The following is a 25,583-nucleotide window of genomic DNA, read 5'->3' as shown; positions in this document are numbered from 1 at the left end:
GGGGTGATAAGGGATTCATCCAAAAATTTCTTCCACCATCCCGTCCACCAGCCGTTTTGCCGAACAAAGCCTCGGCATGCCCAGCGCGACGGTCTGCCAGTTTTGCGTCACTGACCAGCTCACCGGATGTTGATCCGCCTGACACCAGTCCCCCAGCCAGCCCAGCATATCTTTATGATCGATTAAGCCCGGAGAGGCCGGCGTTGTAAGCCACTGGTGATAGAAATGGCGGGTCGTGGGTGACGCATTGATACCCTGCGCCAGATAGTTAGCCGCCATGCTGCGCAGGTTATCCTTAAGCATTGCCGCCACATCTTCATTCGCGAGGCGGCATGCGTCACCAAATGCCCCCCAGCGCAGCTCTTCGAGGACGATAAAACAGCGCCCGGCCAGCGACCAGCCATCATAATGTCCGGCCCGCCAGCGGGTAAAAATCTGCTCGCTGTGCTCGCCCGCCTGCACCGTCAGCCCGCGCTGGGTTAGCGCCTTCTCTTTCCAGGCGGCGCGTTGGGTAAAATGAGAAGAGAGTTCAGCGTACTGCTGCATCAGTCCGGGGGACTGCTGGGCGCGCGGGTGCGTCTGCTGGCGCAAAGCAATCAGTTTCTCTGCCATCAGCGTCAGCGCGAGATGACCCGGGTCAAGCATGCCGGCCAGTTTTTCCGCCAGCCCCAGGCGCAGCGCCGCATTTTCATTGAGCATACCCGCCATCGCCCAGGGGCGTAGCCGGGTATGCGTCATGATTTCCTGAGTCAAACGCTCACGAAACTGAAGCTGTTGAGGTCCCAGGTGAGGATGACGCGCCGCGTCCACTCCCTGAACCAGATCGACCATAAATTTTGGATTAATACACTCCAGCGTTCGCCCGGGGCCATCCAGTAGTGGTGTTGTCATGGTTGCTCTGCCGCGAATAGAGTTTGAATATCATCGCGTAACAGTCGGGTATCTTCCTGTATCCACGTCGCAGTAGTAATACTTTGCTTCAACAACTGGCAGAGCGCTCGGGTTGAATGCTCATTCTGTTGACGCACTGCGAGGCTATCACGCAAGCTTTCCTGTAACCCGGTCAGGCACAACGAAAATTCTGCAAAGAACGTTGCCATTCCTGCCGTAACAGAGACATCGACCTGCGCGGACAAAGCTTTACGTATTTGTTCACAAAACTGATCAATATGTTGCTTAAATTTGTCATGTAGCTGCGCAATGTCGATAACATAGCGCGTGCGCGTTTCCACATACTCATCCCAGCCCCAGCCCGGATTATTGAGCCAACGAGAGACCGTTTCACGCATGCTGCTCCCACCGGAGGGAGGGGCGGCCTGGCTGTCGTCCTGTGCAATCGCATCGTTGAACAGCGCTCGCGTATTGAAGTTAAGCTGGCTTGCCTGAAACGCGGGGAAACTTATCCGCGCCCGAAAACCCGCATGGCTCAGATGCTCTTTAATACGCGTTTCGATGGGGCGCATGGCTTCGTTCAGGGAACGCGCCAGCGTAGATTCAAGCTGGTCGAAGCGTAACGCCAGCTCCCGGCAAATCTTCGTCTGTGCATCCAGCATCACCAGCTCGCAGGAGGAGCGGATTTTACTCAGCGCGATCTGCGCCTGCCCTTCATCTTCCAGAACCAGCTGTTTCAGCTCGTGCGCCTCGTCACCGCGAAGGTTCTGCCGATCGATACCTGCCAAATCAAGAATATGCTGAGCGCTGAACACCTCACCAATCGCCTGGTGAAGCGCAGTTTTTTGGGCTCCCATAAAGTCCGTAGTGGCGTTCAGAGCCTCTTCAACCTCATGTTTCACCTCATCGCTCACCACGCTCTGACGCGTCTGCAGAAGCGCCATGTCCTCTTCCAGACGTGCGATGTTCAGTTCCAGCGCCTCAAAGGCAACCGTCAGCCCCTGATAGCGGAAGTCGAGGTACTCCCGGGCATTTTGTGCATAGTTGAGCAGTTTATGCGAAGCAGAACGCAGCGCGTAAAGTGAAGCATTGGCATAGGCGGCGTAAATCAGTTTGCGTATCGGTTGTTCGAATAGCGAATCTTCCCAGAGCAAATCGGCAGAATGACGAATATGGTCGATATCGTCCAGGTCCGCCGTACGCCAGCGACGTCCAAGCGCAGCTTCAGCAAAATCCTGCACCCAGGGTTGCTCCTGATGATCCGGCAGTTGTCCGTGGGTACTCATCTCGTAGCGAGCGCGGTTCGCCAGATAGGCCCACATGGACGAAACGGGGTAGATCTGGCCAGGCGAAATATTGCCTTTCATTAAGGTGCCGGAGATCATCGCCCGGATCTGCTCTTCATCGTCGCTATTGCGATCTTTCTGATCGAATTTATTGACCAGCGCATACAGCGGCACGGATTTTCCCGCCGCAGAAATGGCCTGGCGGACTTCTTCATCAGAGATGGATTTAAGCTGGGTATAATCCATCACGGCCAGCACCGCCGACGCGCGGGACAACTGCTCGCTGAGCATTTTTTGCAGGTGCGGCTGTCCGGCCTCATTCGGCCCGGGCGTATCGAGCAGCGTCAGCTGTCCGAGGTGAGCATCCAGACCCGCAAGATGCACGAACTCCACTTCAATTACCGGGATATGTTCGATAGCCGCATACTCAGAGAACGGAAACTCTACACCTAATGCCTGGGAAAGCCTCACCAGGTCGTTGAGACTTTTCAGACAGTGAAATATCGGCTGTGCGCCCAGGTGATGCTTCTCAAACGCTTCCCCTTTTTCAATGCGCTCCAGCAGCGTATTCATGTCTTTATCAATTTCCAGACGCTGAGCCAGCTTCCCGCGGTCGTAATCGCATAGCTTTTTCTGGAGCAGTTGGATCAATTCATCAATGGGCGAGGCATGCGAGAAATGCAGCACCGGCTCCTTCTGACCCGGCGTGTGGCGAATCAGAGTAGGAAGTGCCGTCATCGGACGATTGCGATTCGGCAACACTTCGGTCCCCACAATCGCATTAATGGTGGTTGATTTTCCCGCCTTCATGGTGCCCACAATGGCCAGGACCATTTCCAGCCGGGTTATTTTTCGTAATTCATTATTCAGCATCGCCTGCTGCGCTTCGACGCCGCGCGCGCTAAAATGCAAAGGTAAAACGTTGTTCTTTTCACCCGTAATAGCAGCCGCGGTGCTCTCCAGCATCGCAGTCGGCATTGATTTCAACGTATCAAGGTTTTGCAGGGCGAGCTGTAGCAAACGCTCAGCTTCCTGGCTTAATTCAAAAATGGTCTGTGTGTGCATGATAAAAGCCTTTCCTTAACGCAAATTTATTACTTTTATTAAGCCACTGGTATTAATTATGTTGTTCAGGCTTATATGATTACGTGTGGAAAACATGTTCGCCGAAATATAACTGATTGATGATAATCAGAAATAATTCACTATCCTTGCATGGCGTGTATAGCTTCCCTCCTGGCCTGACAGCCAAAAGAAAAAAAGCGTAGCCCATTTTTAAGAAACTTCAGGATATATCATCATTATTTCCCCCCTAAAAAGAGAGGTAATACCCCACTGCCATAAGATATGTAGAGCAGCGAAGTCCAGAGATAAATAACAATGTGTCGCTTCACCTTATCCGAAATGAAGGAACGTAGCAATTTGCCGCAATAAAATATTCGATATATTTAGCGTCATTTCTTCCCACCGTGTTAATGAGGTAAGCATCGCTTAACTGACTGACAGGAAGTGTCACTCCCGATACGTTTTTTGCATTTTTTTAATTCACAATGTCACCGACAAACGTGTGGATTTGCGCTATACTTGCCGCCTTTTTCGGCACGCTGCCGTCATTTAGCTGGCACTTTCCAGCGCGTTTACACTTTTTGAGGATACCGATATGTCACTCCCACACTGCCCAAAATGCAATTCTGAATACACCTATGAAGATAATGGCATGTTCATCTGCCCGGAATGCGCTCATGAATGGAATGATGCCGAACCATCAAACGATGCTGATGCACTTGTCGTCAAAGATGCGAACGGCAATCTGCTGGCGGACGGCGACAGCGTCACCGTGATTAAAGATCTGAAAGTGAAAGGCAGCTCTTCCATGCTGAAGATCGGCACCAAAGTGAAGAATATCCGTCTGGTTGAAGGCGATCATAATATCGACTGCAAAATTGACGGCTTCGGTCCGATGAAGCTGAAATCAGAGTTTGTGAAAAAGAACTGATTTACCCGCCCGGTGGCGCTTCGCTTACCGGGCTTTCGGGCACTACACTTAACGGGCTTATCTTACGTGAGGTAAAGATTATGCCGTTAAGTCCCTACATCTCTTTTGCCGGCAACTGCGCTGAGGCCACCGTCTTTTACCAGCAAGCCGTCGGCGCAGAACTTCTCTATAAAATCACCTTCGGTGAAATGCCAAAAAGCGATAACAGCGAAGAAGGCTGTCCGTCCGGTATGCAATTTCCGGATTCGGCTATCGCCCACTCCAACGTCCGCATTGCGGGCAGCGATATCATGATGAGCGACGGGATGCCGCCCGGCAGCAACGCGCAGTACGCGGGTTTTACGCTGGTGCTTGACACCCAGGACGTCCACGAAGGCAAACGCTGGTTCGACAACCTTGCCGCGGGCGGGAACATCGACATGGCCTGGCAGGAAACCTTCTGGGCACATGGTTTTGGTAGAGTCACCGATAAGTACGGCGTGCCGTGGATGATTAACGTCGTTAAGCAACAAACGTCGTAGGCAGGACACGCGCAGCGCAGCCAGCAAAAGCGCGCGGTGGCGCTGCGCTTACCGGGCCTACAGTAACTGTCATCGCTTTCACTTCAACTCTTCAAACTCCCGCAACCTGCACTTAACCCAAATGTCATATTGATGCGCCAGCATGAGGCCACATTTATCGTGAGGCCCAGCACATGCAAACCGTCATCCGCGTCGAGAAACTGAGCAAGACCTTCAATCACAACAAGGCTCTGCATGCCGTTGATCTGACCGTCCGGCAGGGCGACATGGTGGCGCTTCTCGGGCCTTCTGGCTCGGGTAAATCTACCCTTCTGCGCCATTTGAGCGGGCTTATCACCGGCGATAAAACGCCGGAAAGCCACGTCGAGCTGCTGGGTAATACCGTACAGCGCGCCGGGCGTCTGGCGAGCGATATCCGCAAGAGCCGCGCCCAGACGGGCTACATCTTCCAGCAGTTCAACCTGGTAAACCGCCTGACGGTGCTGGAGAACGTGCTGATTGGCGCGCTCGGCAGCACCCCGTTCTGGCGCACCTGTCTGCGCTGGTTCTCCCCTTCCCAGAAGCAGGAAGCCTTACAGGCGCTGACCCGCGTCGGTATGGCGCATTTCGCCCACCAGCGCGTCTCCACCCTGTCCGGCGGGCAGCAGCAGCGCGTGGCGATTGCGCGCGCGCTGATGCAGAAAGCGCAAATCATTCTTGCTGACGAACCCATCGCCTCGCTGGACCCGGAGTCCGCCCGCATCGTGATGGAGACCCTGCGCGACATTAACCAGAACGACGGCATTACCGTGGTGGTCACGCTCCATCAGGTGGATTACGCCCTGCGCTACTGCGAACGCATCGTCGCCCTGCGTCAGGGGCACGTGTTCTTTGATGGCGCGAGCCATCAGTTTGATAACGAACGTTTTGACCATCTCTACCGCAGCATTAACCGCGTCGAAGAAAACGCGCAGGCTGCTTAAATAAACCCGATCCGAGGAAAGTACATGAGCTACAAAGCCGTTGCCGCGCTGGCCTTTACCAGCATGTTCAGCCTCAGCACCCTGTTAAGCCCGGCGTATGCGGAAGAGCAGGAAAAAGCGCTGAACTTTGGCATTATTTCGACGGAATCACAGCAGAACCTGAAACCTCAGTGGGAACCGTTCCTGAAAGATATGGAAACCAAACTGGGGATCAAAGTGAACGCCTTCTTCGCCCCGGACTACGCGGGCATCATCCAGGGGATGCGCTTTAATAAAGTGGACATCGCCTGGTACGGCAACCTCTCCGCCATGGAAGCGGTGGACCGCGCGAACGGCCAGGTCTTTGCCCAGACCGTCGCGGCAGATGGCTCCCCGGGCTACTGGAGCGTGCTGATCGTCAACAAAGACAGCCCGATCAACAACCTCAACGACATGCTCGCCAAACGCAAAGAGCTGACCTTCGGCAACGGCGATCCGAACTCTACCTCGGGTTACCTTGTCCCTGGCTACTACGTCTTCGCCAAAAACAACGCCTCCGCCAGCGACTTTAAGCGCACGGTAAACGCCAGCCATGAAACCAACGCTCTGGCCGTGGCCAACAAGCAGGTGGACGTTGCCACCAACAACACCGAGAACCTCGACAAGCTGAAAACCTCAGCGCCGGACAAGCTTAAAGAGATCAAGGTTATCTGGAAATCGCCGCTGATCCCGGGCGACCCAATCGTGTGGCGTAAAAACCTGTCCGAAAGCACCAAGGACAAGGTGTACGACTTCTTTATGACCTATGGCAAAACGCCGGAAGAGAAAGCGGTTCTCGAACGTCTGGGCTGGGCACCGTTCCGCCCGTCAAGCGACCTGCAGCTGGTTCCGATTCGCCAGCTGGCGCTGTTTAAAGAGATGCAGGGCGTCAAGGACAGCAAGGGACTGAAGGACGAGGAAAAGACCAGCAAAGTGGCCGAGATTCAGGCCCAGCTTGAAGACCTCGACCGCCTGACCGCCGCGCTCGGCGCGATGACCAGCGTGAATAAAGCGGTGCAGTAACTTTCTCCCCTCTCCCTTGAGGGAGAGGGAGAACAGATTAAGGAGCCAACATGCAAACCATCACTCTCCCGCCGCCAAAGCGCGGCTGGTTCTCGCTCATAAGCTGGGCCATCCTGCTGGCGGTGCTGGTTATCTCCTGGAAGGGCGCGGAAATGGATCCGCTGCTGCTCTTCAAAGACGCGGGCAATATGGCGACCTTCGCCGCCGACTTCTTCCCGCCGGACTTCAGCCAGTGGCAGGACTACCTCAGTGAAATGGCGGTCACCCTGCAAATCGCCGTCTGGGGCACCGCGCTTGCCGTCATTCTCTCCGTTCCGTTTGGCCTGATGAGCGCTGAAAACATCGTGCCGTGGTGGATATACCAGCCCATGCGCCGCCTGATGGACGCCTGTCGCGCCATCAACGAAATGGTCTTTTCGATGCTGTTCGTGGTCGCCGTTGGCCTGGGTCCGTTCGCGGGCGTGATGGCGCTGTTCATCCACACCACCGGCGTGCTCTCCAAGCTGCTCTCGGAAGCGGTCGAAGCCATCGAACCCGGCCCGGTGGAAGGCATCCGCGCCACGGGTGCCAATAAAATCGAAGAGATCCTCTACGGCGTTCTGCCTCAGGTGATGCCGCTACTGATCTCCTACTCGCTGTACCGCTTCGAGTCCAACGTTCGCTCCGCCACCGTGGTCGGTATGGTGGGCGCAGGCGGGATTGGCGTCACCCTGTGGGAAGCGATTCGCGGTTTCCAGTTCCAGCAAACCTGCGCCCTGATGGTGCTCATCATCGTCACCGTCAGCCTGCTGGATTTCCTCTCTCAACGTTTGCGTAAGCACTTCATCTGAGAAGCGAGGCTTTGTTTTCTATGCACTTATCCAGACATCCGACCAGTTACCCCACCCGATGGCAAGAGATCGCGGCAAAGCTCGAAGTGGAGCTGCGCACGCACTACCGCTGCGGGGACTACCTCCCTGCCGAGCAGCAGCTTGCTGACCGCTATGAAGTGAACCGCCACACCCTGCGTCGCGCCATTGACCAGCTGGTCGAGCGCGGCTGGGTGCAGCGCCGTCAGGGCGTGGGCGTGCTGGTGCTGATGCGCCCGTTCGACTACCCGCTGAACGCCCAGGCGCGCTTTAGCCAGAACCTGCTGGATCAGGGCAGCCATCCGACCAGCGAAAAGCTGCTCTCGGTATTAAGACCGGCCTCCAGCCACGTGGCGGACGCGCTGGGCATTAAGGAGGGCGACAACGTCATCCACCTGCGCACGCTGCGCCGCGTCAACGGCGTGGCGGTGTGCCAGATCGATCACTACTTCGCGGACCTCACCCTCTGGCCGGTGCTGCAGAATTTCTCCAGCGGATCGCTGCATGATTTTCTCCAGAATGCAACAGGCATCGCGCTGAAACGCACCCAGACGCGCATCAGCGCCCGCCGCGCGCAGGCGAAAGAGAGCAAAGTACTCGAAATTCCCAATATGGCCCCGCTGCTCTGCGTGCGCACCCTCAACCACCGTGACGGCGAGATCGACGCGACGGAATACTCCGTCAGCCTGACCCGCGCCGACATGATCGAATTCACCATGGAGCACTGAATGCACTTCGACACCGCCACCCGACAACGCTGGATGCGCGTGCTGGCCCACAGCCAGCCTGCTGCGCTGGCTGCCCGCATGAACGCGCTCAGCCTGACGCCAGACTACGACACCCTTCGCGCACCGGAGATCGGCCTCGTTCAGATCCAGGCGCGCATGGGCGGCACCGGAGAACGCTTTTTCGCCGGAGATGCCACCCTCACCCGCGCAGCGATCCGCCTGCACAGCGGCACGCTGGGCTACGGCTACGTGCTGGGGCGTGATAAAGCGCACGCCGAGCGCTGCGCGGTCATCGACGCGCTTTTACAGGAACAACCCCATTTCCAGACGCTGATGGAAACCCTTATTTCCCCGCTGGAGGCCGACCGCGCCGCACGTCTTGCCGCGCGTCAGGCCGAAGTGAATACCAGCCGGGTCGACTTCTTTACGCTCGTTCGCGGAGACAACGCATGACGCTTCAACCCGCTTTTACCCTGGCCGTCCAGGATGCCCAACACAGTTTTCGTCGCCTGCTGAAAGCCATGAGCGAGCCGGGCGTGATTGTCTCGCTGCACCAGCTCTCTCAGGGCTGGCTGCCGCTGAACCTGGCGACCACCAGCGTGCTGCTGACCCTGGCCGACAACGATACCCCGGTATGGCTTTCGGGCGCCCTGTCTAACGATATCGCCAGCCAGAACCTGCGTTTTCACACCGGCGCCCCGCTGGTTGAACAGCCGCAGCAGGCAATCTTTGCCGTGGCCGACGAACAAATCAGCCATGAACAGCTGAATGCCCTGAGCGAAGGCTCCGCCGTCGCCCCGGAAACCAGCGCCACGCTGATTTTGCAGGTCACCAGCCTGAGCGGTGGCCGCATGCTGCGCCTGACGGGGGCAGGCATCGCCGATGAGCGCATGGTTGCGCCGCAGCTGCCGGAGTGCATCATTCACGAGCTGACCGAGCGCCCGCACCCGTTCCCGCTGGGCATTGACCTGATCCTGACCTGCGGTGAGCGCCTGCTGGCCATCCCGCGGACCACCCACGTGGAGGTGTGCTGATGTACGTTGCCGTCAAAGGGGGCGAGAAGGCTATCGCCGCCGCCCATGCGCTGCAGGCGCACAGACGACGGGGTGATGAACAGCTCCCTGAGCTAAGCGTCGCCCAGATTGAACAGCAGCTCAATCTCGCCGTCGACCGGGTGATGACCGAAGGCGGCATCGCTGACCGCGAGCTGGCGGCGCTGGCCCTGAAGCAGGCCAGCGGCGATAACGTGGAAGCGATCTTCCTGCTGCGCGCTTACCGCACTACGCTTGCCAAACTGGCGGTGAGCGAGCCGGTCAATACCGCGGAGATGCGCCTGGAGCGCCGCATTTCTGCCGTTTATAAAGACATCCCCGGCGGCCAGCTGCTTGGCCCCACGTACGACTACACCCACCGCCTGCTGGATTTTACCCTGCTGGCGAACGGCGAAGCGCCGACGCTCAGCACCTCCGATGCCGAACAGGAACCGTCTCCGCACGTCTTCAGCCTGCTGGCAAAACAGGGCCTGGCGAAGGCGGAAGAAGATTCTGGCGCGCAGCCGGATGACATCACCCGCACGCCGCCGGTTTACCCGTGCTCGCGCTCGTCCCGCCTGCAGCAGCTGATGCGCGGCGACGAAGGCTATCTGCTGGCGCTAGCCTACTCCACCCAGCGCGGCTACGGGCGCAACCACCCGTTTGCCGCCGAAATTCGCAGCGGCTATATCGACGTCGAAATCGTGCCGGAAGAGCTGGGTTTCGCGGTGAACGTCGGCGAACTGCTGATGACCGAGTGTGAAATGGTCAACGGTTTCGTCGCCCCGGAAGACGAAGACCCGCACTTTACCCGCGGCTACGGGCTGGTATTCGGCCTCGGCGAGCGCAAGGCCATGGCCATGGCGCTGGTCGACCGCGCCCTGCAGGCACCTGACTACGGCGAGCACGTTGCAGGCCCGGCGCAGGACGAAGAGTTCGTGCTGGCCCACGCGGACAACGTTGAGGCCGCCGGTTTTGTCTCGCACCTCAAGCTGCCGCACTACGTCGATTTCCAGGCCGAACTGGAACTGCTGAAACGCCTGCAACGGGAGCGCAAACATGGCTAACTTAAGCGGCTACAACTTTGCCTATCTGGATGAGCAAACCAAACGCATGATCCGCCGAGCGATACTTAAAGCGGTGGCGATTCCGGGCTATCAGGTGCCCTTCGGCGGCCGCGAAATGCCGATGCCCTACGGCTGGGGCACGGGCGGCATCCAGATTACCGCCAGCGTGATCGGAGAGGCGGACGTGCTGAAGGTCATCGACCAGGGCGCCGACGACACCACCAACGCCGTGTCGATCCGCAGCTTCTTTCAGCGGGTAACGGGCGTCGCGACCACCGAAAAAACCGAAGACGCGACGCTGATCCAGACCCGCCACCGCATTCCGGAAACCCCGCTGACTGAAGATCAGATTCTGATTTTCCAGGTGCCGATTCCGGAGCCGCTGCGCTTTATCGAGCCGCGCGAAACGGAAACCCGCACCATGCACGCGCTGGAAGAGTACGGTGTCATGCAGGTGAAGCTGTATGAGGATATCGCCCGCTTCGGCCATATCGCCACCACCTACGCCTACCCGGTGAAGGTCAACGGGCGCTACGTCATGGACCCGTCGCCAATCCCAAAATTCGATAACCCGAAGATGGACATGATGCCGGCCCTGCAGCTTTTCGGCGCCGGGCGCGAAAAACGCATCTACGCCGTTCCACCTTACACCCGCGTGGAAAGCCTGGATTTCGACGATCACCCGTTTACGGTGCAGGAGTGGGACGAGCCGTGCGCCATCTGCGGATCCAAACACAGCTATCTGGATGAAGTGGTGCTGGATGACACTGGCAAACGGATGTTTGTCTGCTCCGACACCGATTTTTGCCGCCAACAGAGCGAGGCGAACGGCCAATGAAACCGCTGCTTTCGGTTAATAACCTGACCCACCTGTATGCTCCGGGCAAAGGCTTTAGCGACGTGTCGTTCGAGCTGTGGCCGGGTGAGGTGCTGGGGATCGTCGGCGAGTCCGGCTCCGGCAAAACCACCCTGTTGAAGTCCATCTCCGCGCGCCTTACGCCGCAACACGGCGAGATACTCTATCAGGGACACTCCCTCTATGGCATGAGCGAGGCCGAGCGCCGCCGCCTGCTGCGCACGGAGTGGGGCGTGGTGCATCAGCACCCGATGGACGGCCTGCGCCGTCAGGTCTCTGCGGGGGGCAATATTGGCGAACGCCTGATGGCCACCGGCGCGCGCCACTACGGCAATATCCGCGCCACCGCCCAGCACTGGCTTGAAGAGGTGGAAATCCCCGCCTCGCGCATCGACGACCTGCCGACGACCTTCTCCGGTGGGATGCAGCAGCGCCTCCAGATCGCCCGCAACCTGGTCACCCATCCGAAGCTGGTGTTTATGGATGAACCCACCGGCGGGCTGGACGTCTCGGTGCAGGCGCGCCTGCTCGACCTGCTGCGCGGCCTGGTGGTGGAACTGAACCTTGCGGTGGTGATTGTCACCCACGATTTAGGTGTTGCGCGCCTGCTGGCGGACCGTCTGCTGGTGATGAAGCAGGGTCAGGTGGTGGAAAGTGGGTTAACTGACCGCGTGCTCGACGATCCCCACCATCCCTATACCCAGCTGCTGGTGTCATCCGTGTTGCAGAACTAAGAGGCCAACATGATCCACGTACAAAACGTAAGTAAGACCTTTGTGCTCCACCAGCAAAACGGCGTGCGCCTGTCAGTGCTGCAAAATGCCTCTCTGGAGGTTAATCGCGGCGAATGCGTGGTGCTGCACGGCCACTCCGGCAGCGGAAAATCGACCCTGCTGCGCTCCCTGTACGCCAACTATCTGCCCGACGAAGGCCATATTCATATTCGCCACGGCGAAGAATGGGTCGACCTGGTTCAGGCCCCCGCGCGTAAGGTGCTGGAGGTGCGCCGCTCAACGATCGGCTGGGTGAGCCAGTTTCTGCGGGTGATCCCGCGGATCTCCGCCCTGGACGTGGTCATGCAGCCGCTGCTGGATCTTGGCGTGCCGCGCGAAACCTGTGCCGCCAAAGCCGCCAGCCTGCTGACGCGCCTCAACGTGCCCGAGCGCCTGTGGCACCTTGCCCCGTCGACCTTTTCCGGCGGCGAGCAGCAGCGCGTCAATATCGCCCGCGGCTTTATTGTCGACTACCCGATTTTACTTCTGGATGAACCCACCGCCTCGCTCGACGCTAAAAACAGCGCGGCCGTGGTGGAACTGATCGAGCAGGCCAAAGCGCGCGGGGCGGCGATCGTCGGGATCTTCCACGATGAGAGCGTTCGCACCCGCGTCGCGGACAGAATGCACCCGATGGGGACAAACGTATGATTATCAATAACGTCAAGCTGGTGCTGGATAATGAGGTGGTTGACGGCTCGATTGAGATCCAGGACGGAACAATCCGCGCGTTTGCTGAAACCCAGAGCCGCTCGCCCGAGGCGATGGACGGTGAAGGCGGCTGGCTGCTGCCGGGGCTGATTGAACTGCATACCGATAATCTGGACAAGTTCTTCACGCCACGGCCGAAGGTGGACTGGCCCGCGCATTCTGCGATGAGCAGCCACGACGCGCTGATGGTCGCCAGCGGCATCACCACCGTACTGGACGCGGTGGCGATTGGCGACGTGCGCGACGGCGGGGACCGTCTGGAGAACCTGGAGAAGATGATCAACGCCGTGGAAGAGACGCAAAAGCGGGGCCTCAACCGCGCCGAGCACCGCCTGCACCTGCGCTGCGAGCTGCCGCACCACACCACCCTGCCGCTGTTTGAGAAGCTGGTAGGCCGCGAGCCGGTCTCGCTGGTCTCCCTGATGGACCACTCGCCGGGGCAGCGCCAGTTCGCCAACATTGAAAAGTATCGCGAATACTATCAGGGCAAATATTCTCTCAGCGATGCGGAGATGGCGCGTTACGAAGAAGAGCAGCTGGCGCTTGCGGCACGGTGGTCGCAACCTAACCGTCTCAGGATTGCGGCGATGTGCCGGGACCGCAATATCGCGCTGGCCAGCCATGACGATGCCACGCACGATCACGTGCTCGAATCCCACCAGCTTGGCAGCGTGATCGCCGAATTTCCCACCACGTTCGAGGCGGCTGAAGCCTCCCGCAAGCACGGCATGAACGTGCTGATGGGCGCACCGAACATCGTGCGCGGCGGTTCACACTCCGGCAACGTCGCGGCAAGCAAGCTCGCGTCCCTTGGCCTGCTGGATATCCTCTCGTCCGACTACTACCCCGCCAGCCTGCTCGACGCGGCGTTCCGGGTGGCCGACGACGAGGGCAATCGCTTTACGCTGCCGCAGGCGATTCGCCTGGTGACGAAAAACCCGGCCTCGGCGCTTAATCTGCAGGATCGCGGCGAGATAGCCGAAGGCAAGCGGGCGGATCTGGTCCTGGCCCACCGCAAGGGCGAGCACGTTCATATCGACCACGTCTGGGGTCAGGGAAAGAGGGTGTTCTGATGGGAAGACTTATCTGGCTAATGGGGCCGTCCGGCTCCGGTAAGGACAGCCTGCTGTCCGCCTTACGGCAGCAGGAGCATCCCCAGCTGCTGGTGGCGCACCGTTACATTACCCGGGCGGCCAATGCGGGGAGTGAAAACCATATCGCCCTGAGCGAGCAGGAGTTTTTTACCCGTGCCGGGCAAAATCTGCTGGCGCTGAGCTGGCACGCCAATGGCTATTACTACGGAATCGGCATCGAGACCGATCTGTGGCTGCATGCGGGGTTCGACGTGCTGGTCAACGGCTCGCGGGCGCATCTTTCGCAGGCGCGCGCCCGCTATGGGGCAGCCCTGCTGCCGGTCTGCCTGCAGGTTTCACCGGAGGTTCTGCGCAGCCGGTTGCAGAGACGGGGTCGTGAATCCGCCCGCGAGATCGACCAGCGGCTGGAACGTGCGGCGCGCTACACCCCGTCCGAGTGCCATATCCTTAATAACGACGGAAGTTTGCTACAGTCAGTCGAGACCTTTTTATCGCTTATCCGTCAGAAGGAGAAACAGCATGCCTGACTGCAGGCTTCGTCCCGCCACCGCCGACGATACGCAAATCGTCTATGCGTTAATCTGCGAATTGAAACAGGCGGAATTCGATCGCCAGGCGTTTCACGCGGGCTATCTTGCCAATCTGCAGGATCACAATATGCGCTACCAGCTTGCCGAGCTGGACGGGCAGGTCATCGGCATGATCGGCCTGCACCTGCAGTTTCACCTCCATCACGCGCGCTGGATCGGCGAGATCCAGGAGCTGGTGGTGATGCCGCAGGCGCGCGGGCTAAAGGTGGGCAGCCAGCTGCTGGCCTGGGCGGAAGGGGTGGCACGAGAGGCGGGCGCGGAGCTGACCGAGCTCTCCACCAGCGTGAAGCGCACCGACGCCCACCGTTTTTACGTCCGTGAAGGATATACGCAGAGCCATTTCCGATTCACCAAACCGCTGTAGAGGTGCGTTATGAGTCTGACGATCGCGTTAACAGGAACCGGAAGCGCCCAGCTCGTACCGGTCTTTGGCTGCGACTGCGCGGCGTGCCGCCGGGCGCGCCTGCAGGAGACCTATCGCCGTCGCCCCTGTAGCGCGGTGGTCAAATTCAACGATGCGGTGACCCTGCTGGACGCGGGTATTCCGCACCTGATGGACGACTGGGCTGCAGGCAGCTTTAAGCAGTTTTTGCTGACCCATTACCATATGGATCACGTTCAGGGGCTGTTCCCCCTGCGCTGGGGCGTGGGCGCGACGATCCCCGTTTACGGTCCGCCGGATGAAGCGGGCTGTGACGACCTGTTTAAACATCCGGGGATTCTGGATTTCAGCCATACGGTCGAACCGTTTGTGATGTTTGAACTTCAGGGAATGCGGGTTACGCCGCTGCCGCTCAACCATTCGAAACTGACCTTCGGGTATTTGCTGGAGTCGGCCCACAGCCGCGTAGCCTGGCTTTCCGATACCGCCGGGCTGCCGGAAAAAACGGTGAAGTTCCTGCTCAACAATCAGCCGCAGGCGATGATTATCGACTGCAGCCATGCACCGCGCGACGAAACGCCGCGAAACCATTGCGATTTAAATACCGTAATTGCGCTAAACGAGGTGATTGGCTGTCCGCAGGTGATCCTGACCCACATCAGCCATCAGTTTGACGTGTGGATGATGGATAACCCGCTGCCCGACGGCATTGAAGCAGGGTATGACGGGATGGTGCTGGTCCTGGATTAGTTTTCTCCCTCTCCCGTGGGAGAGGGTTGGGGTGAGGGCAAGAGGCCGCACTTAGCCTCGATCGTAATCGTCTTCCAACCTGCGCTCGTCCTCTTCCAGACGACGTCTGTCGTCATCCAGCTGGCGCTGGCGCTCGTCTAAACGGCAGCGCCTGTCTTCGAGCTGCCGACGACGATCGTCGTACTGTCGACTGTCGATTTGACGGCTGCGGTCATAACGATCGTCGTCGTCATTGCTGCGGCTGCTGCTGGGGTTGTAGGCATCGTTGATCGCCTGCTGAATGTTGCCAATAGCATCATCAACAATGTCGGCATGAGCCAGTTGGCTGGTGAGAGACAGCAGACCAAATAACAGAGCAGTTGAGTAACGTTTCATAAGGCCAGACTCGCAGGTGAACTGGCTTTACGATAATCAACGGCAGGAAACGGGGGTAGCGGAGGAATCTCAAATTACCATTACCTTACGCAGCGCCTGCGCCAGCTGCACCCGCGTAAACGGCTTACGCAGTAACGGAACGTCCGGCAGCTGAGGATTATGCGCAGGCCGTAAATCCTGGCCGCTGATCAGCAGCACCGGAAGCTGCGGATAGTGGCTGCGCACATGGCTAATCACCTCGGCTCCGCTCAGGCTTCCCGGCAACATCAGGTCGCTGATAAACATGCCAATATCCGGCGACGCCGCCAGCATGTTCAGCGCCTGCTCGCCGTTTTCCGCTTCGAGCGTCAGATAGCCAAGCTGGTGCAGCTGCTCGCACAGGGTCTGACGGACATCCGCCTCATCTTCCAGCACCAGCACCAGCCGCTCGCTATCGACGGAGGCGGTGGCAGATAATGCTTCATCAACTGCAGCAGCGGGCAGCGTCGAGCGCGGGAGGTGAAGCCGCACGGTCGTTCCCTGCCCCGGCGCGCTCTCGATCTCCACGCGACCGCCGGACTGGCGGACAAAGCCGTAGACCATCGACAGGCCTAATCCGCTTCCGCTCCCGGTCTGCTTGGTGGTGAAGAACGGCTCAAAGACCTGGGATTTCACCTCCTGCGACATGCCGCTGCCGCGGTCAATGACCTCCAGCGCCACCATATCCTGCCTGCGCCCGTCGCTGCGGGTGACGCGCTGATTCCAGGTCCGAATTTTAATCACTCCGCTTTGCCCTTCCATCGCATCGCGCGCGTTCATCACCAGGTTGATGATGGCGTTTTCCAGCTGGCTGACGTCTATCCAGGCGGGCCATGCAGGGGATTGCGCTTCAATCTCCAGGGTCAGGGTAGCAGGCAGGGAGTGGCGCAGCAGTTCCCGGAGGTTCTCCAGCAGCGGCAGCATCTCTACAGCATGCGGGGTCAGGGATTGCTTGCGGGAAAACGCCAGCAGTCGCTGGGTCAGCAAGGCGCCACGCTCGGCCGCCTTTAGCGCCCGGGTAATGCGCGGCGCGTCTTTTGATTCAGGGTCGGTGAGCTCAAGACTGCCGATGATCACCGCCAGCAGGTTATTAAAATCATGCGCCAGCCCGCCCGTCAGCTGTCCGACGGCCTTCATCTTCTGGCTGTGCAGGAGCGCCTCTTCAAGCCCCTGACGCTCAATGCGGTCGATCTCCATCTGCGTTGTTTTTTCTTTCAGCAGACGCGTGGTGTGTTCAAGCGAGGCGGTGTTGCGGGCAAAAACGTTGAACGCGCGCGCCAGCTCGCCCAGCTCATCGCGCCGCTGCAGGGCGGGAACGGAGACATCCTGTTCGCCGTGAGCAAGACGCGACATCGCCCGGGAAATGGCCGTCAGGTTTGAGGCCAGATGGCGGTAGATATACCAGCAGGCACACCCGGTGATGATCAACGCCAGCACGGCGAAGATGCTGATAAACACGCTGATGGATTGCAGTTCGTGATGGCTCTGGGCGGTGCGAAGCCGGGAGGCCTGCGCCACCTGCTCCACGTACTGATTGATGTCGCTGTTGAGGATTGCCACCAGCGCCTTGATGTGGAACATATACCAGCTTATCGCCAGATCGCTCTCCTCCAGCTGCTTCGACAGCGGGCCTAGCTTACCTAGCTCGGCATTAAAATCAGGCAGAACTTCCTTCACAACCGGCTGTGCGGCACTCCGGAGCAGCGTTGCGGCAACTGCGTCCAGCTGCTGAACGGTCGCGCGCGGCGAAGGGGTGTCAATGGCGGCGGCGATCAGCCGGTCCATCTCCATCAGTTGCTGCGCATTCGGTACGTTGCTGTCATAACGGCTGTTGATGTCCTGCAGATGGCGCAGGTAGCTCTGGCTTTGATACAGCGAGCTCAGCAGCGCGTTACGCTCCAGATGGCGTCGCTGTCCTCGCTCCAGCATCTCCGTCACGCTCTGCTGTAACTCATTGCTTCGTTGAATAATACGCGCCACCAGGGCCGGCTCCTGCTGCGCCAGCGGCGCCTCCGCAAGCTGCTCCAGCGAATGGCGCAGGGCCATTTGCGTCTGCTTCAGGCGCTCGGCTTCCCCTTTGTACTCGAGCGCCCCCACCACCTGCGAGAGCCGCACCGCCGCCGTCGCCACGTTGGCGGTATCGCGGGCCAGGTTCATGCTGCCGGTCATATCGTCCAGCGTTTGCTGCTGCACCTGCTCCTGGATTTGACTGGCGTGACGGAAGCCGAGCACCGCCACGCCGCTCACCATCAGCGTCACGGCGACCACCAGCAGATTGAAAATCAGCAGGCGACCGCGGGCGCTGGCGAAGAACGGGGGGCGGCGTGATGGCATGGATTGAGGCTCCTTTGCGGTTTGCTACCCTCACCCTGCCCCTCTCCCACAGGGAGAGGGAAAAGGAAAATGTGATGGCGATTAGCTATTCATAACTATGACAAATATGAACAGCTTCTGACATTTTGCATTTACGCACCTGTGATGAAGTGCAGAAATCGGCATTCACAGGAGATCCGCCATGAGCAGAACCCCGGTATTAGAGATGCGCAGCATTGCCAAAACGTTTGGCAGTTTCCACGCGCTCAAGGGCGTGGATTTGACGGTGTTTTCCGGTGAGATCCACGCCCTGATGGGCGAAAACGGCGCGGGAAAAAGCACGCTGATGAAAATCCTCGCGGGGGCCTATACCGCGACCGGCGGCGAGATCCTGATCGACGGCAAGCCGTTTCACATTAAAGGGCCGAAAGATGCGCTGGCCGCAGGCATCACTCTGATTTATCAGGAGATGCAGCTCGCGCCCAATCTGACCGTAGCCGAAAATATCTTCCTCGGCAGCGAGCTGTCGCGCGGCGGGCTGGTCCAGCGCAAGGAGATGGCAGCCCAGGCGCAGGCGGTGATTGACCGCCTCGGCGCACAGTTCAGCGCCACCGATCGGGTGATGAAGCTGACCATTGCCGAACAGCAGCAGGTGGAAATTGCCCGCGCGCTGCACCGCAACAGCCGTATTCTGGTGATGGATGAACCCACCGCCGCCCTCTCCTCACGGGAAACGCATCGCCTGTTTGAACTGATTTTGCGCCTGCGCGATGAAGGGATGGCGATCATCTATATCAGCCACCGCATGGCGGAGGTCTATGAACTCTCTGACCGCGTCAGCGTTCTGCGCGACGGGCAGTACGTCGGCAGCCTGACGCGCGACAAGCTGAACGCGTCGGAACTGGTGAAGATGATGGTGGGCCGCCCGCTAAGCGACCTGTTCAACAAGGAGCGTGATATTCCCCTCGGCAGCCCGCGTCTCAACGTCCACCACCTCACCGACGGTAAAAAAGTACAGCCGTGCAGCCTGCAGGTGCGTTCCGGCGAAATCGTCGGGCTGGCGGGCCTGGTGGGGGCCGGACGTTCCGAGCTGGCGCAGCTCATCTTCGGCGTGCGTAAAGCCACCGGCGGCATGATTGAGGTCGACGGCGAGCCGGTAGTGATCCACTCCCCGCGCGCGGCCATCGAAAACGGCATCGGTTTTCTCACCGAGAACCGCAAGGAGCAGGGGCTGTTTCTGGAGCTGGCGGCGCAGGAGAACATCACTATGGCGACGCTGGAGCGCGACGCGACCTTCGGTATGTTAAACCGCAAAAAAGCCCAGTCGATTTCCGATGACGCCATCGCCCTGCTCAACATCCGCGTGCCCCATTCGCAGGTGCGCGCGGGCGGGCTGTCCGGCGGAAATCAGCAGAAGCTGCTCATCTCCCGCTGGGTGGCGATTGGCCCACGCATTCTGATTCTGGACGAACCCACGCGCGGCGTGGACGTCGGGGCGAAAAGCGAGATCTACCGCATCATGAACCAGATGGCGCGCAAAGGGGTGGCGATTTTGATGATCTCCAGCGAGCTGCCGGAAGTGGTGGGGATGAGCGACCGTGTTTACGTGATGCGGGAAGGCAGCATCGCGGGCGAGCTTCACGGGCGCGACATCTCTCAGGAAAACATCATGACGCTGGCAACCGGCGTAAACGACACTCATCATCAGGCGGTGTAACCATGACACATTCAACCAGTCCGCAGCAGGTGGCGAAATCCGCCTCCGCCAAAAAAATGCTGATGAGCGATCTGATGCAAACGGTCGGTATCCTGCCGATTCTTATCCTGATTGTGGCGGTATTTGGCTTTATCGCCCCGAACTTCTTTACCGAGAGCAACCTGCTCAACATCACCCGTCAGGCGTCGATCAACATCGTGCTCGCGGCGGGAATGACCTTCATTATCCTGACCGGCGGGATTGACCTCTCGGTGGGGTCGATTCTCGGCACCACGGCGGTGGCGGCGATGGTGGTGTCGCTCATTCCCGAATTCGCCGGGCTGTCCATTCCGGCCGCGCTAATGCTCGGCATGGTGCTGGGCCTGTTCAACGGCGCGCTGGTGGCCTTTGCCGGGCTGCCGCCCTTTATCGTCACGCTCGGCACCTACACGGCGCTGCGCGGCGCGGCCTATCTGCTGGCCGACGGTACGACGGTCATTAACTCCAACATCAACTTCGAGTGGATCGGCAATAACTACCTCGGCCCGATCCCCTGGCTGGTGGTGATCGCCCTGGCGGTAATTGCGGTGTGCTGGTTCATCCTGCGACGCACCACGCTCGGCGTTCACATCTACGCCGTGGGCGGCAACATGCAGGCGGCGCGCTTAACGGGCATCAAGGTCTGGCTGGTGCTGCTGTTTGTCTACGGCATGAGCGGCCTGCTCTCCGGCCTCGGCGGCGTCATGAGCGCCTCACGCCTGTACAGCGCTAACGGCAACCTCGGCACGGGTTACGAGCTGGATGCAATTGCAGCGGTGATCCTCGGCGGCACCAGCTTTGTCGGCGGGATCGGCACGATCACCGGCACGCTGGTCGGCGCATTGATCATCGCCACCCTCAATAACGGCATGACGCTGATGGGCGTCTCCTACTTCTGGCAGCTGGTGATCAAAGGGGCGGTGATCATCATTGCGGTGCTGATCGACAAATACCGTACCCGACATCATCAAAGTGCATAACAACAATACCCTACGAGTGAGGAAGACAAGATGCGTTTGAAACCGTTAGTAACCGCGCTCTGTGCTGGCGCGCTGCTTGCCGCAACGCCGTTTGCGCAGGCGAAAGATCTGAAGTCCATTGGCGTGACGGTGGGTGACCTGGCTAACCCGTTCTTCGTGCAGATCACCAAAGGTGCCGAGCTGGAAGCGCGCAAGCTGGCGGGGGATAACGTCAAGGTGACGCTGGTCTCCAGCGGGTACGATCTGGGCCAGCAGGTGGCGCAGATCGACAACTTCATCGCCGCGAAGGTGGACATGATCATCCTCAATGCCGCGGACTCCAAAGGGATCGGCCCGGCGGTGAAGCGCGCGAAGGACGCCGGGATCGTGGTCGTGGCGGTTGACGTCGCGGCGGAAGGGGCTGATGCCACCATCACCTCCGATAACACCCAGGCGGGTGAGATGGCCTGTAAGTACATTACTGACCGCCTGAAAGGGAAAGGCAACGTGGTGATCATCAACGGACCGCCGGTCTCAGCGGTGCAAAACCGCGTGGAAGGGTGCCAGACGGAGTTCAAAAAACATCCGGATATCAAGGTGCTCTCGGATAACCAGAACGCCAAAGGCAGTCGTGAAGGCGGCCTGGAAGTCATGACCTCCCTGCTGGCGGCCAATCCGAAGATCGACGGCGTGTTTGCGATTAACGATCCGACCGCGATCGGCGCCGATCTGGCCGCGAAGCAGGCGCAGCGCAATGAGTTCTTTATTGTCGGCGTGGATGGCAGCCCGGATGGTGAGGAAGCGCTGAAGCGCGAAAACTCCCTGTTTGTCGCGACCCCGGCGCAAGATCCGCAGGTTATGGCAGCAAAAGCGGTGGAGATCGGCTATGACATTCTTCAGGGCAAACCTGCGCCGAAAGCGCCCGTGCTGATCCCGGTGACGATGATCGATAAAAAGAACGTCGGCACGTATAAGGGGTGGACGGTTAAATGATCCTTTTCCCTCTCCCACAGGGAGAGGGAACTGTTTTCAAGGAGTCCCCATGAAACGCTCCGACATCAATGAAATTCTCGGCCACACGCGACAGTTCTTTTCCATGCACGACGTGCATCTCCCGCCTTTTGCCAGCTTTCCGCCAACAAAATGGCAGCAGCTTGACCAGACCGCGTGGCAGGAAGTGTTCGATCTCAGGCTCGGCTGGGACGTGACGGCGTTCGGCGGCAACAGCTTTGCCGCAGAGGGCCTGACGCTGTTTACCCTGCGCAACGGCTCGCCCAACGGCGTACCTTATGAAAAATGCTATGCCGAAAAAATCATGCACGTGCGCGACGGCCAGGTGACGCCGATGCATTTTCACTGGCGTAAGCGAGAAGACATTATCAACCGGGGCGGCGGGAACCTGATTTTAGAATTGTGGAATGCCGGGGCGCATGAAGAGACGGAAAACACCGACGTGACGGTCACCGTCGACGGCTGCCGTCAGACCCACGCGCCCGGCAGCCAGCTACGCCTCACACCAGGGGAAAGCATCTGCCTGACGCCCGGTCTTTACCACAGTTTCTGGGGCGAACGCGGCTTCGGTGACGTGCTGGTCGGGGAAGTGTCCTCGGTCAATGACGATGAACACGACAACCACTTTTTGCAGCCCGTTGCCCGCTATAACAACATCGAAGAAGACGAACCGGCGCTGCTGGTGCTGTGCAACGAGTACAACCTGTTTCGGATATAAGGGGTAAATAATGCCATTAATTTCTCTTGCCGACGGTCTTGCGCACGCCAGACAGCACCGCTACGCGCTGGGCGCGTTTAACGTGCTCGACTCCCACTTCCTGCGCGCGCTGTTCGCCGCCGCAAAACAGGAACGCTCGCCGTTTATCATCAACATCGCCGAAGTGCATTTTAAGTACGTGTCGCTGGATTCTCTTGTCGAAGCGGTTAAGTTCGAAGCCGCCCGTCACGATATTCCCGTGGTGCTCAACCTCGACCACGGCCTGCATTTTGACGCCGTCGTGCGCGCCCTGCGCTTAGGGTTCAGCTCGGTGATGTTCGACGGCTCTACGCTGAGCTACGAGGAAAACATCCGCCAGACGCGGGAAGTGGTGAAAATGTGCCACGCGGTCGGCGTGTCGGTGGAGGCGGAGCTGGGCGCGGTCGGTGGCGATGAAGGCGGCTCGCTTTACGGACATGCGGATGAAGCCTTCTTCACCGATCCGCAGCTGGCGCGCGAATTTGTTGATTCAACCGGCATCGACGCGCTGGCCGTCGCCATCGGCAACGCGCACGGCAAGTATAAAGGCGAGCCGAAGCTCGATTTCCCGCGCCTGGACGCCATTCGCCAGCAGACGGGGCTGCCGCTGGTTTTACACGGCGGCTCCGGGATTAGCGATGCTGACTTCCGCCGCGCCATCGAGCTGGGCATTCATAAAATCAATTTCTATACCGGGATGTCGCAGGCCGCGCTCGCCGCCGTGGAGCAGCGCATGGCTAACCGCCAGCCGCTGTACGACGAGTTTGCCGAGCTGCTGCTGGGGATAGAAGAGGCGATTACGGATACGGTCGCCGAACAGATGCGCATCTTCGGCAGCGCGGGGCAGGCATAATGGAACGTAAAGGCATCATCGCCGCAGGCAATATGCTGGTGGACCACGTCCACCAGATCGTGCAGTGGCCAGAGCGCGGCTGGCTGGCGGAAATCACCCACAGCGAACGCTCAACCGGCGGCGCGCCGCTCAACGTCCTGCTGACGCTGGCGAAAATGCACGTTGGCCTGCCGCTGCAGGCGGTGGGGCTGATTGGCGAAGACGGCGACGGGGACTACATTCTGGCAATGCTCGACCAGTACCACGTCAACCGCCAGCGCGTTCAGCGCACCACATTTGCGCCAACCTCCATGTCGCAGGTGATGACCGATCCCAGCGGACAGCGCACCTTTTTCCACTCGCCGGGGGCCAACCGCCTGCTGGATCTACCCGCCTTCGATCGCTTAGACGGATCGATGAAGATCTTCCATCTCGGCTATCTCCTGCTGCTCGACAGCCTGGATATGCCCGATGACGAATTCGGCACCCGCAGCGCGCGGCTGCTGGCACAAATGCGTGACCAGGGGTATGAAACCTCGCTCGACCTGGTTTCCCGCAAGGGCGACCCGCGCTATCAGCCGCTGGTGCTCCCTGCCCTGCGCCATCTCGACTATCTGGTCATTAACGAGCTGGAGGCCGGTGAGTTTAGCGGCCTGACAATGCGTGACGAAAACGACGCCCCGCACGTTGCCCATATCGCCGACGCCGCGGCGCAGCTGCTGGCGGCCGGGGTACGCCAGCGGGTGGTGATCCACTGTCCGGAAGGAGCATGGGGAGAAGCACATGGTGAAGAGGGTCGCTGGATCCCGTCATGGATGCTGGAGCAGGAAGAGATTATCGGCAGCGTCGGCGCGGGCGATGCCTTTTGCGCAGGCTTTTTATACGGCTGCCATGAATCGCTGCCGCTAACAGAGAGTATTTATCTGGCACACGCCTGCGCGCGAGCAAGCCTGCTGGCCGCCAATGCGATTGATGGCGCAAAAACGCTGGCCGAGCTGCAGGCGTTTATTCGCGAGAGTGTTTAATTTAACAATAATTGCGATTTTTCATTACAGATCTATGAATTTTACATCTCCGAACTACACTCTCTCCATCTGGCATATTCGGCGTGGGCAGCACTTTGTCCGCACGCTTTTCCGAAATGAGATAGAAAGAGGACAAGGGAAAAATGTTCGCAGCCATCATCATCGGTATTTTCATTATCAGCGTTATTTATGCGCATTCACGCGGCAAAGAAAAACAGACGCTTTCTCGTCAGCTCTTCGACCATTCGACGTTCATGGCGCCCATCAATATGTTTATGACGGCTTTTTCTTCCCTGCCCGCCAGGCAGCCTTTCTTTAAAACAGAGCGCTTCCCGGAATTAAATAAGCTGACGGAAAACTGGCTGATTATTCGCGAAGAGGCGCTGCGTTTGCAGCACCATATTAAGGCGGCGGAAAATAATAACGACGCTGGCTTTAACACCTTTTTTAAACGCGGCTGGAAACGGTTTTACCTGAAATGGTATGCCGATGCCCATCCCTCCGCGCAGTCTTTATGCCCGGTGACGACCCGGCTGGTGAGTGAAATCCCCTCGGTGAAGGCGGCCATGTTTGCCGAGCTGCCGGCGGGTGCAAAGCTTGGCAAGCATCGTGATCCCTATGCGGGCTCGGTTCGTTACCATCTGGGGTTATTCACACCGAATGACGACCGATGCTTTATTGAAGTCGACGGGCAGCGCCACAGCTGGCGGGATGGTGAAGCCGTTATTTTTGATGAGACCTACGTCCACTGGGCAGAGAATAAATCGGATCAAACGCGCATTATTCTCTTCTGCGATATTGAGCGTCCGATGAAATGGCGCTGGGCGCAGGCGGTTAACCATTGGGTGGGGACCACGCTGATGTCTGCAGCCAGCTCACCGAATGACGAAAATGACAGCACCGGCGGCATAAACCGCATTTTTAAATACGTTCATGCGGGCCGCGAGCGGGGGCAGCGTCTGAAAAAAAGAAACCGTAAGGCTTATTACGCCCTCAAGTATCTGTGCATCATCGCAATTTTTGCCGCCATCATTGTTCCGGCAATAACGTAA

27 protein-coding genes are annotated in these 25,583 nt (G+C 59.0%); 23 read left to right on the top strand and 4 right to left on the bottom strand.

The genetic code is table 11. The features are described from left to right. Positions 1 to 15: 15 nt before the first annotated feature. Positions 16 to 891 carry a diguanylate cyclase regulator RdcB family protein gene (locus FOY93_RS01870; RefSeq protein WP_111964169.1) on the bottom strand — a complete coding sequence of 292 codons (876 nt, stop codon included), beginning with the start codon at positions 889 to 891 and terminating at the stop codon, positions 16 to 18. After that, positions 888 to 3,242, bottom strand: coding sequence for a clamp-binding protein CrfC (gene crfC / locus FOY93_RS01865; protein ID WP_133293612.1), 2,355 nt, complete (start codon positions 3,240 to 3,242; stop codon positions 888 to 890). Before crfC ends, FOY93_RS01870 begins: the two co-directional genes overlap by 4 nt. Positions 3,243 to 3,837: 595 nt before the next feature. Between crfC and FOY93_RS01860 the strand changes: the two genes are divergently transcribed. The 16 genes from FOY93_RS01860 (at position 3,838) to phnP (ending at position 15,527) form a co-directional block, all read left to right on the top strand. Beyond that, positions 3,838 to 4,173, top strand: a complete 336-nt coding sequence (locus FOY93_RS01860; protein ID WP_111964171.1) for a zinc ribbon domain-containing protein YjdM — start codon at positions 3,838 to 3,840, stop codon at positions 4,171 to 4,173. A gap of 80 nt (positions 4,174 to 4,253) precedes the next feature. After that, on the top strand, positions 4,254 to 4,694 hold the full coding sequence (gene yjdN, locus FOY93_RS01855; protein WP_136196027.1) for a VOC family metalloprotein YjdN: 441 nt from the start codon (positions 4,254 to 4,256) through the stop codon (positions 4,692 to 4,694). Positions 4,695 to 4,867: 173 nt separating this feature from the next. Next, entirely contained in the window at positions 4,868 to 5,656 is a 789-nt protein-coding gene (gene phnC / locus FOY93_RS01850) for a phosphonate ABC transporter ATP-binding protein (RefSeq protein ID WP_136196026.1), read from the top strand. Between the two features lie 24 nt (positions 5,657 to 5,680). Continuing rightward, a complete protein-coding gene (gene phnD / locus FOY93_RS01845) occupies positions 5,681 to 6,697 on the top strand; it encodes a phosphonate ABC transporter substrate-binding protein (protein WP_133293610.1) in 1,017 nt (338 codons plus the stop codon). A gap of 50 nt (positions 6,698 to 6,747) precedes the next feature. Continuing rightward, positions 6,748 to 7,527 carry a phosphonate ABC transporter, permease protein PhnE gene (gene phnE, locus FOY93_RS01840; RefSeq protein ID WP_143344548.1) on the top strand — a complete coding sequence of 260 codons (780 nt, stop codon included), beginning with the start codon at positions 6,748 to 6,750 and terminating at the stop codon, positions 7,525 to 7,527. Between the two features lie 20 nt (positions 7,528 to 7,547). Then, positions 7,548 to 8,273 carry a phosphonate metabolism transcriptional regulator PhnF gene (phnF, locus tag FOY93_RS01835; RefSeq protein WP_133293609.1) on the top strand — a complete coding sequence of 242 codons (726 nt, stop codon included), beginning with the start codon at positions 7,548 to 7,550 and terminating at the stop codon, positions 8,271 to 8,273. Further along, entirely contained in the window at positions 8,274 to 8,726 is a 453-nt protein-coding gene (gene phnG / locus FOY93_RS01830; RefSeq protein WP_133293608.1) for a phosphonate C-P lyase system protein PhnG, read from the top strand. Beyond that, positions 8,723 to 9,307, top strand: a complete 585-nt coding sequence (gene phnH / locus FOY93_RS01825; protein WP_127729318.1) for a phosphonate C-P lyase system protein PhnH — start codon at positions 8,723 to 8,725, stop codon at positions 9,305 to 9,307. Before phnG ends, phnH begins: the two co-directional genes overlap by 4 nt. Beyond that, positions 9,307 to 10,371: a carbon-phosphorus lyase complex subunit gene (locus FOY93_RS01820; RefSeq protein ID WP_133293607.1), complete on the top strand. Its 1,065-nt coding sequence runs from the start codon at positions 9,307 to 9,309 to the stop codon at positions 10,369 to 10,371. The genes phnH and FOY93_RS01820 overlap by 1 nt, the downstream gene beginning before the upstream one ends. Beyond that, positions 10,364 to 11,209: an alpha-D-ribose 1-methylphosphonate 5-phosphate C-P-lyase PhnJ gene (locus tag FOY93_RS01815; protein ID WP_133293606.1), complete on the top strand. Its 846-nt coding sequence runs from the start codon at positions 10,364 to 10,366 to the stop codon at positions 11,207 to 11,209. Before FOY93_RS01820 ends, FOY93_RS01815 begins: the two co-directional genes overlap by 8 nt. Continuing rightward, on the top strand, positions 11,206 to 11,961 hold the full coding sequence (gene phnK, locus FOY93_RS01810) for a phosphonate C-P lyase system protein PhnK (RefSeq protein ID WP_115876891.1): 756 nt from the start codon (positions 11,206 to 11,208) through the stop codon (positions 11,959 to 11,961). Before FOY93_RS01815 ends, phnK begins: the two co-directional genes overlap by 4 nt. A 9-nt stretch (positions 11,962 to 11,970) precedes the next feature. Further along, positions 11,971 to 12,651 carry a phosphonate C-P lyase system protein PhnL gene (gene phnL / locus FOY93_RS01805; protein WP_143344547.1) on the top strand — a complete coding sequence of 227 codons (681 nt, stop codon included), beginning with the start codon at positions 11,971 to 11,973 and terminating at the stop codon, positions 12,649 to 12,651. Next, the gene (gene phnM, locus FOY93_RS01800) at positions 12,648 to 13,784 is read left to right on the top strand and encodes an alpha-D-ribose 1-methylphosphonate 5-triphosphate diphosphatase (protein WP_143344546.1); all 1,137 of its coding nucleotides are present in this window, start codon (positions 12,648 to 12,650) and stop codon (positions 13,782 to 13,784) included. Before phnL ends, phnM begins: the two co-directional genes overlap by 4 nt. Then, on the top strand, positions 13,781 to 14,332 hold the full coding sequence (phnN, locus tag FOY93_RS01795; RefSeq protein WP_143344545.1) for a ribose 1,5-bisphosphokinase: 552 nt from the start codon (positions 13,781 to 13,783) through the stop codon (positions 14,330 to 14,332). Before phnM ends, phnN begins: the two co-directional genes overlap by 4 nt. Then, on the top strand, positions 14,325 to 14,759 hold the full coding sequence (gene phnO, locus FOY93_RS01790) for an aminoalkylphosphonate N-acetyltransferase (RefSeq protein ID WP_143344544.1): 435 nt from the start codon (positions 14,325 to 14,327) through the stop codon (positions 14,757 to 14,759). The genes phnN and phnO overlap by 8 nt, the downstream gene beginning before the upstream one ends. Before the next feature lie 9 nt (positions 14,760 to 14,768). Beyond that, positions 14,769 to 15,527 (top strand): phosphonate metabolism protein PhnP, encoded by a 759-nt coding sequence (phnP, locus tag FOY93_RS01785; protein ID WP_143344543.1) that lies wholly within the window; start codon positions 14,769 to 14,771, stop codon positions 15,525 to 15,527. Positions 15,528 to 15,578: 51 nt separating this feature from the next. Here the strand turns inward: phnP and yjdP are convergent, their stop codons facing one another. Continuing rightward, on the bottom strand, positions 15,579 to 15,902 hold the full coding sequence (gene yjdP, locus FOY93_RS01780; protein WP_143344542.1) for a DDRRRQL repeat protein YjdP: 324 nt from the start codon (positions 15,900 to 15,902) through the stop codon (positions 15,579 to 15,581). A 69-nt stretch (positions 15,903 to 15,971) separates the two neighbouring features. Then, entirely contained in the window at positions 15,972 to 18,254 is a 2,283-nt protein-coding gene (locus FOY93_RS01775; RefSeq protein ID WP_143344541.1) for an ATP-binding protein, read from the bottom strand. 181 nt (positions 18,255 to 18,435) lie between these two features. On the opposite strand from FOY93_RS01775, the gene FOY93_RS01770 reads away from it, so the two are divergent. From FOY93_RS01770 to lpxO, 7 genes are all read left to right on the top strand, one after another. Further along, a complete protein-coding gene (locus FOY93_RS01770; RefSeq protein WP_133293601.1) occupies positions 18,436 to 19,950 on the top strand; it encodes a sugar ABC transporter ATP-binding protein in 1,515 nt (504 codons plus the stop codon). Between the two features lie 2 nt (positions 19,951 to 19,952). Further along, positions 19,953 to 20,948, top strand: a complete 996-nt coding sequence (locus FOY93_RS01765) for an ABC transporter permease subunit (protein WP_133293600.1) — start codon at positions 19,953 to 19,955, stop codon at positions 20,946 to 20,948. A 30-nt stretch (positions 20,949 to 20,978) separates the two neighbouring features. Further along, on the top strand, positions 20,979 to 21,920 hold the full coding sequence (locus FOY93_RS01760) for an ABC transporter substrate-binding protein (RefSeq protein ID WP_021242935.1): 942 nt from the start codon (positions 20,979 to 20,981) through the stop codon (positions 21,918 to 21,920). 49 nt (positions 21,921 to 21,969) lie between these two features. Beyond that, positions 21,970 to 22,656, top strand: coding sequence for a D-lyxose/D-mannose isomerase (locus FOY93_RS01755; RefSeq protein WP_143344540.1), 687 nt, complete (start codon positions 21,970 to 21,972; stop codon positions 22,654 to 22,656). A 10-nt stretch (positions 22,657 to 22,666) separates the two neighbouring features. Beyond that, positions 22,667 to 23,527 carry a ketose 1,6-bisphosphate aldolase gene (locus FOY93_RS01750; RefSeq protein ID WP_136196018.1) on the top strand — a complete coding sequence of 287 codons (861 nt, stop codon included), beginning with the start codon at positions 22,667 to 22,669 and terminating at the stop codon, positions 23,525 to 23,527. Then, on the top strand, positions 23,527 to 24,531 hold the full coding sequence (locus FOY93_RS01745; RefSeq protein WP_111964190.1) for a carbohydrate kinase family protein: 1,005 nt from the start codon (positions 23,527 to 23,529) through the stop codon (positions 24,529 to 24,531). Before FOY93_RS01750 ends, FOY93_RS01745 begins: the two co-directional genes overlap by 1 nt. Before the next feature lie 143 nt (positions 24,532 to 24,674). After that, the gene (lpxO, locus tag FOY93_RS01740; protein WP_143344539.1) at positions 24,675 to 25,583 is read left to right on the top strand and encodes a lipid A hydroxylase LpxO; all 909 of its coding nucleotides are present in this window, start codon (positions 24,675 to 24,677) and stop codon (positions 25,581 to 25,583) included.

The sequence above is a fragment of the Enterobacter sp. 18A13 genome (assembly GCF_007035975.1).
Taxonomy (GTDB): Bacteria; Pseudomonadota; Gammaproteobacteria; order Enterobacterales; family Enterobacteriaceae; genus Enterobacter; species Enterobacter vonholyi.
Note: the sequence above shows the minus strand (reverse complement) of the source record. Positions and strands in the feature narration are given on the sequence as shown.

Excerpts from the sequence above, each read along its gene's own strand:
- phnD (WP_133293610.1), top strand. The coding sequence starts at position 5,681 with ATGAGCTACAAAGCCGTTGCCGCGCTGGCCTTTACCAGCATGTTCAGC.
- yjdP (WP_143344542.1), bottom strand. The coding sequence starts at position 15,902 with ATGAAACGTTACTCAACTGCTCTGTTATTTGGTCTGCTGTCTCTCACC.
- phnP (WP_143344543.1), top strand. The coding sequence starts at position 14,769 with ATGAGTCTGACGATCGCGTTAACAGGAACCGGAAGCGCCCAGCTCGTA.
- phnL (WP_143344547.1), top strand. The coding sequence starts at position 11,971 with ATGATCCACGTACAAAACGTAAGTAAGACCTTTGTGCTCCACCAGCAA.
- phnK (WP_115876891.1), top strand. The coding sequence starts at position 11,206 with ATGAAACCGCTGCTTTCGGTTAATAACCTGACCCACCTGTATGCTCCG.
- FOY93_RS01870 (WP_111964169.1), bottom strand. The coding sequence starts at position 891 with ATGACAACACCACTACTGGATGGCCCCGGGCGAACGCTGGAGTGTATT.
- phnO (WP_143344544.1), top strand. The coding sequence starts at position 14,325 with ATGCCTGACTGCAGGCTTCGTCCCGCCACCGCCGACGATACGCAAATC.
- FOY93_RS01765 (WP_133293600.1), top strand. The coding sequence starts at position 19,953 with ATGACACATTCAACCAGTCCGCAGCAGGTGGCGAAATCCGCCTCCGCC.
- phnF (WP_133293609.1), top strand. The coding sequence starts at position 7,548 with ATGCACTTATCCAGACATCCGACCAGTTACCCCACCCGATGGCAAGAG.
- phnG (WP_133293608.1), top strand. The coding sequence starts at position 8,274 with ATGCACTTCGACACCGCCACCCGACAACGCTGGATGCGCGTGCTGGCC.
- FOY93_RS01750 (WP_136196018.1), top strand. The coding sequence starts at position 22,667 with ATGCCATTAATTTCTCTTGCCGACGGTCTTGCGCACGCCAGACAGCAC.
- FOY93_RS01820 (WP_133293607.1), top strand. The coding sequence starts at position 9,307 with ATGTACGTTGCCGTCAAAGGGGGCGAGAAGGCTATCGCCGCCGCCCAT.
- phnH (WP_127729318.1), top strand. The coding sequence starts at position 8,723 with ATGACGCTTCAACCCGCTTTTACCCTGGCCGTCCAGGATGCCCAACAC.
- FOY93_RS01755 (WP_143344540.1), top strand. The coding sequence starts at position 21,970 with ATGAAACGCTCCGACATCAATGAAATTCTCGGCCACACGCGACAGTTC.
- phnC (WP_136196026.1), top strand. The coding sequence starts at position 4,868 with ATGCAAACCGTCATCCGCGTCGAGAAACTGAGCAAGACCTTCAATCAC.
- FOY93_RS01770 (WP_133293601.1), top strand. The coding sequence starts at position 18,436 with ATGAGCAGAACCCCGGTATTAGAGATGCGCAGCATTGCCAAAACGTTT.
- FOY93_RS01775 (WP_143344541.1), bottom strand. The coding sequence starts at position 18,254 with ATGCCATCACGCCGCCCCCCGTTCTTCGCCAGCGCCCGCGGTCGCCTG.
- yjdN (WP_136196027.1), top strand. The coding sequence starts at position 4,254 with ATGCCGTTAAGTCCCTACATCTCTTTTGCCGGCAACTGCGCTGAGGCC.
- FOY93_RS01815 (WP_133293606.1), top strand. The coding sequence starts at position 10,364 with ATGGCTAACTTAAGCGGCTACAACTTTGCCTATCTGGATGAGCAAACC.
- crfC (WP_133293612.1), bottom strand. The coding sequence starts at position 3,242 with ATGCACACACAGACCATTTTTGAATTAAGCCAGGAAGCTGAGCGTTTG.
- phnE (WP_143344548.1), top strand. The coding sequence starts at position 6,748 with ATGCAAACCATCACTCTCCCGCCGCCAAAGCGCGGCTGGTTCTCGCTC.
- FOY93_RS01760 (WP_021242935.1), top strand. The coding sequence starts at position 20,979 with ATGCGTTTGAAACCGTTAGTAACCGCGCTCTGTGCTGGCGCGCTGCTT.
- FOY93_RS01745 (WP_111964190.1), top strand. The coding sequence starts at position 23,527 with ATGGAACGTAAAGGCATCATCGCCGCAGGCAATATGCTGGTGGACCAC.
- phnM (WP_143344546.1), top strand. The coding sequence starts at position 12,648 with ATGATTATCAATAACGTCAAGCTGGTGCTGGATAATGAGGTGGTTGAC.
- lpxO (WP_143344539.1), top strand. The coding sequence starts at position 24,675 with ATGTTCGCAGCCATCATCATCGGTATTTTCATTATCAGCGTTATTTAT.
- FOY93_RS01860 (WP_111964171.1), top strand. The coding sequence starts at position 3,838 with ATGTCACTCCCACACTGCCCAAAATGCAATTCTGAATACACCTATGAA.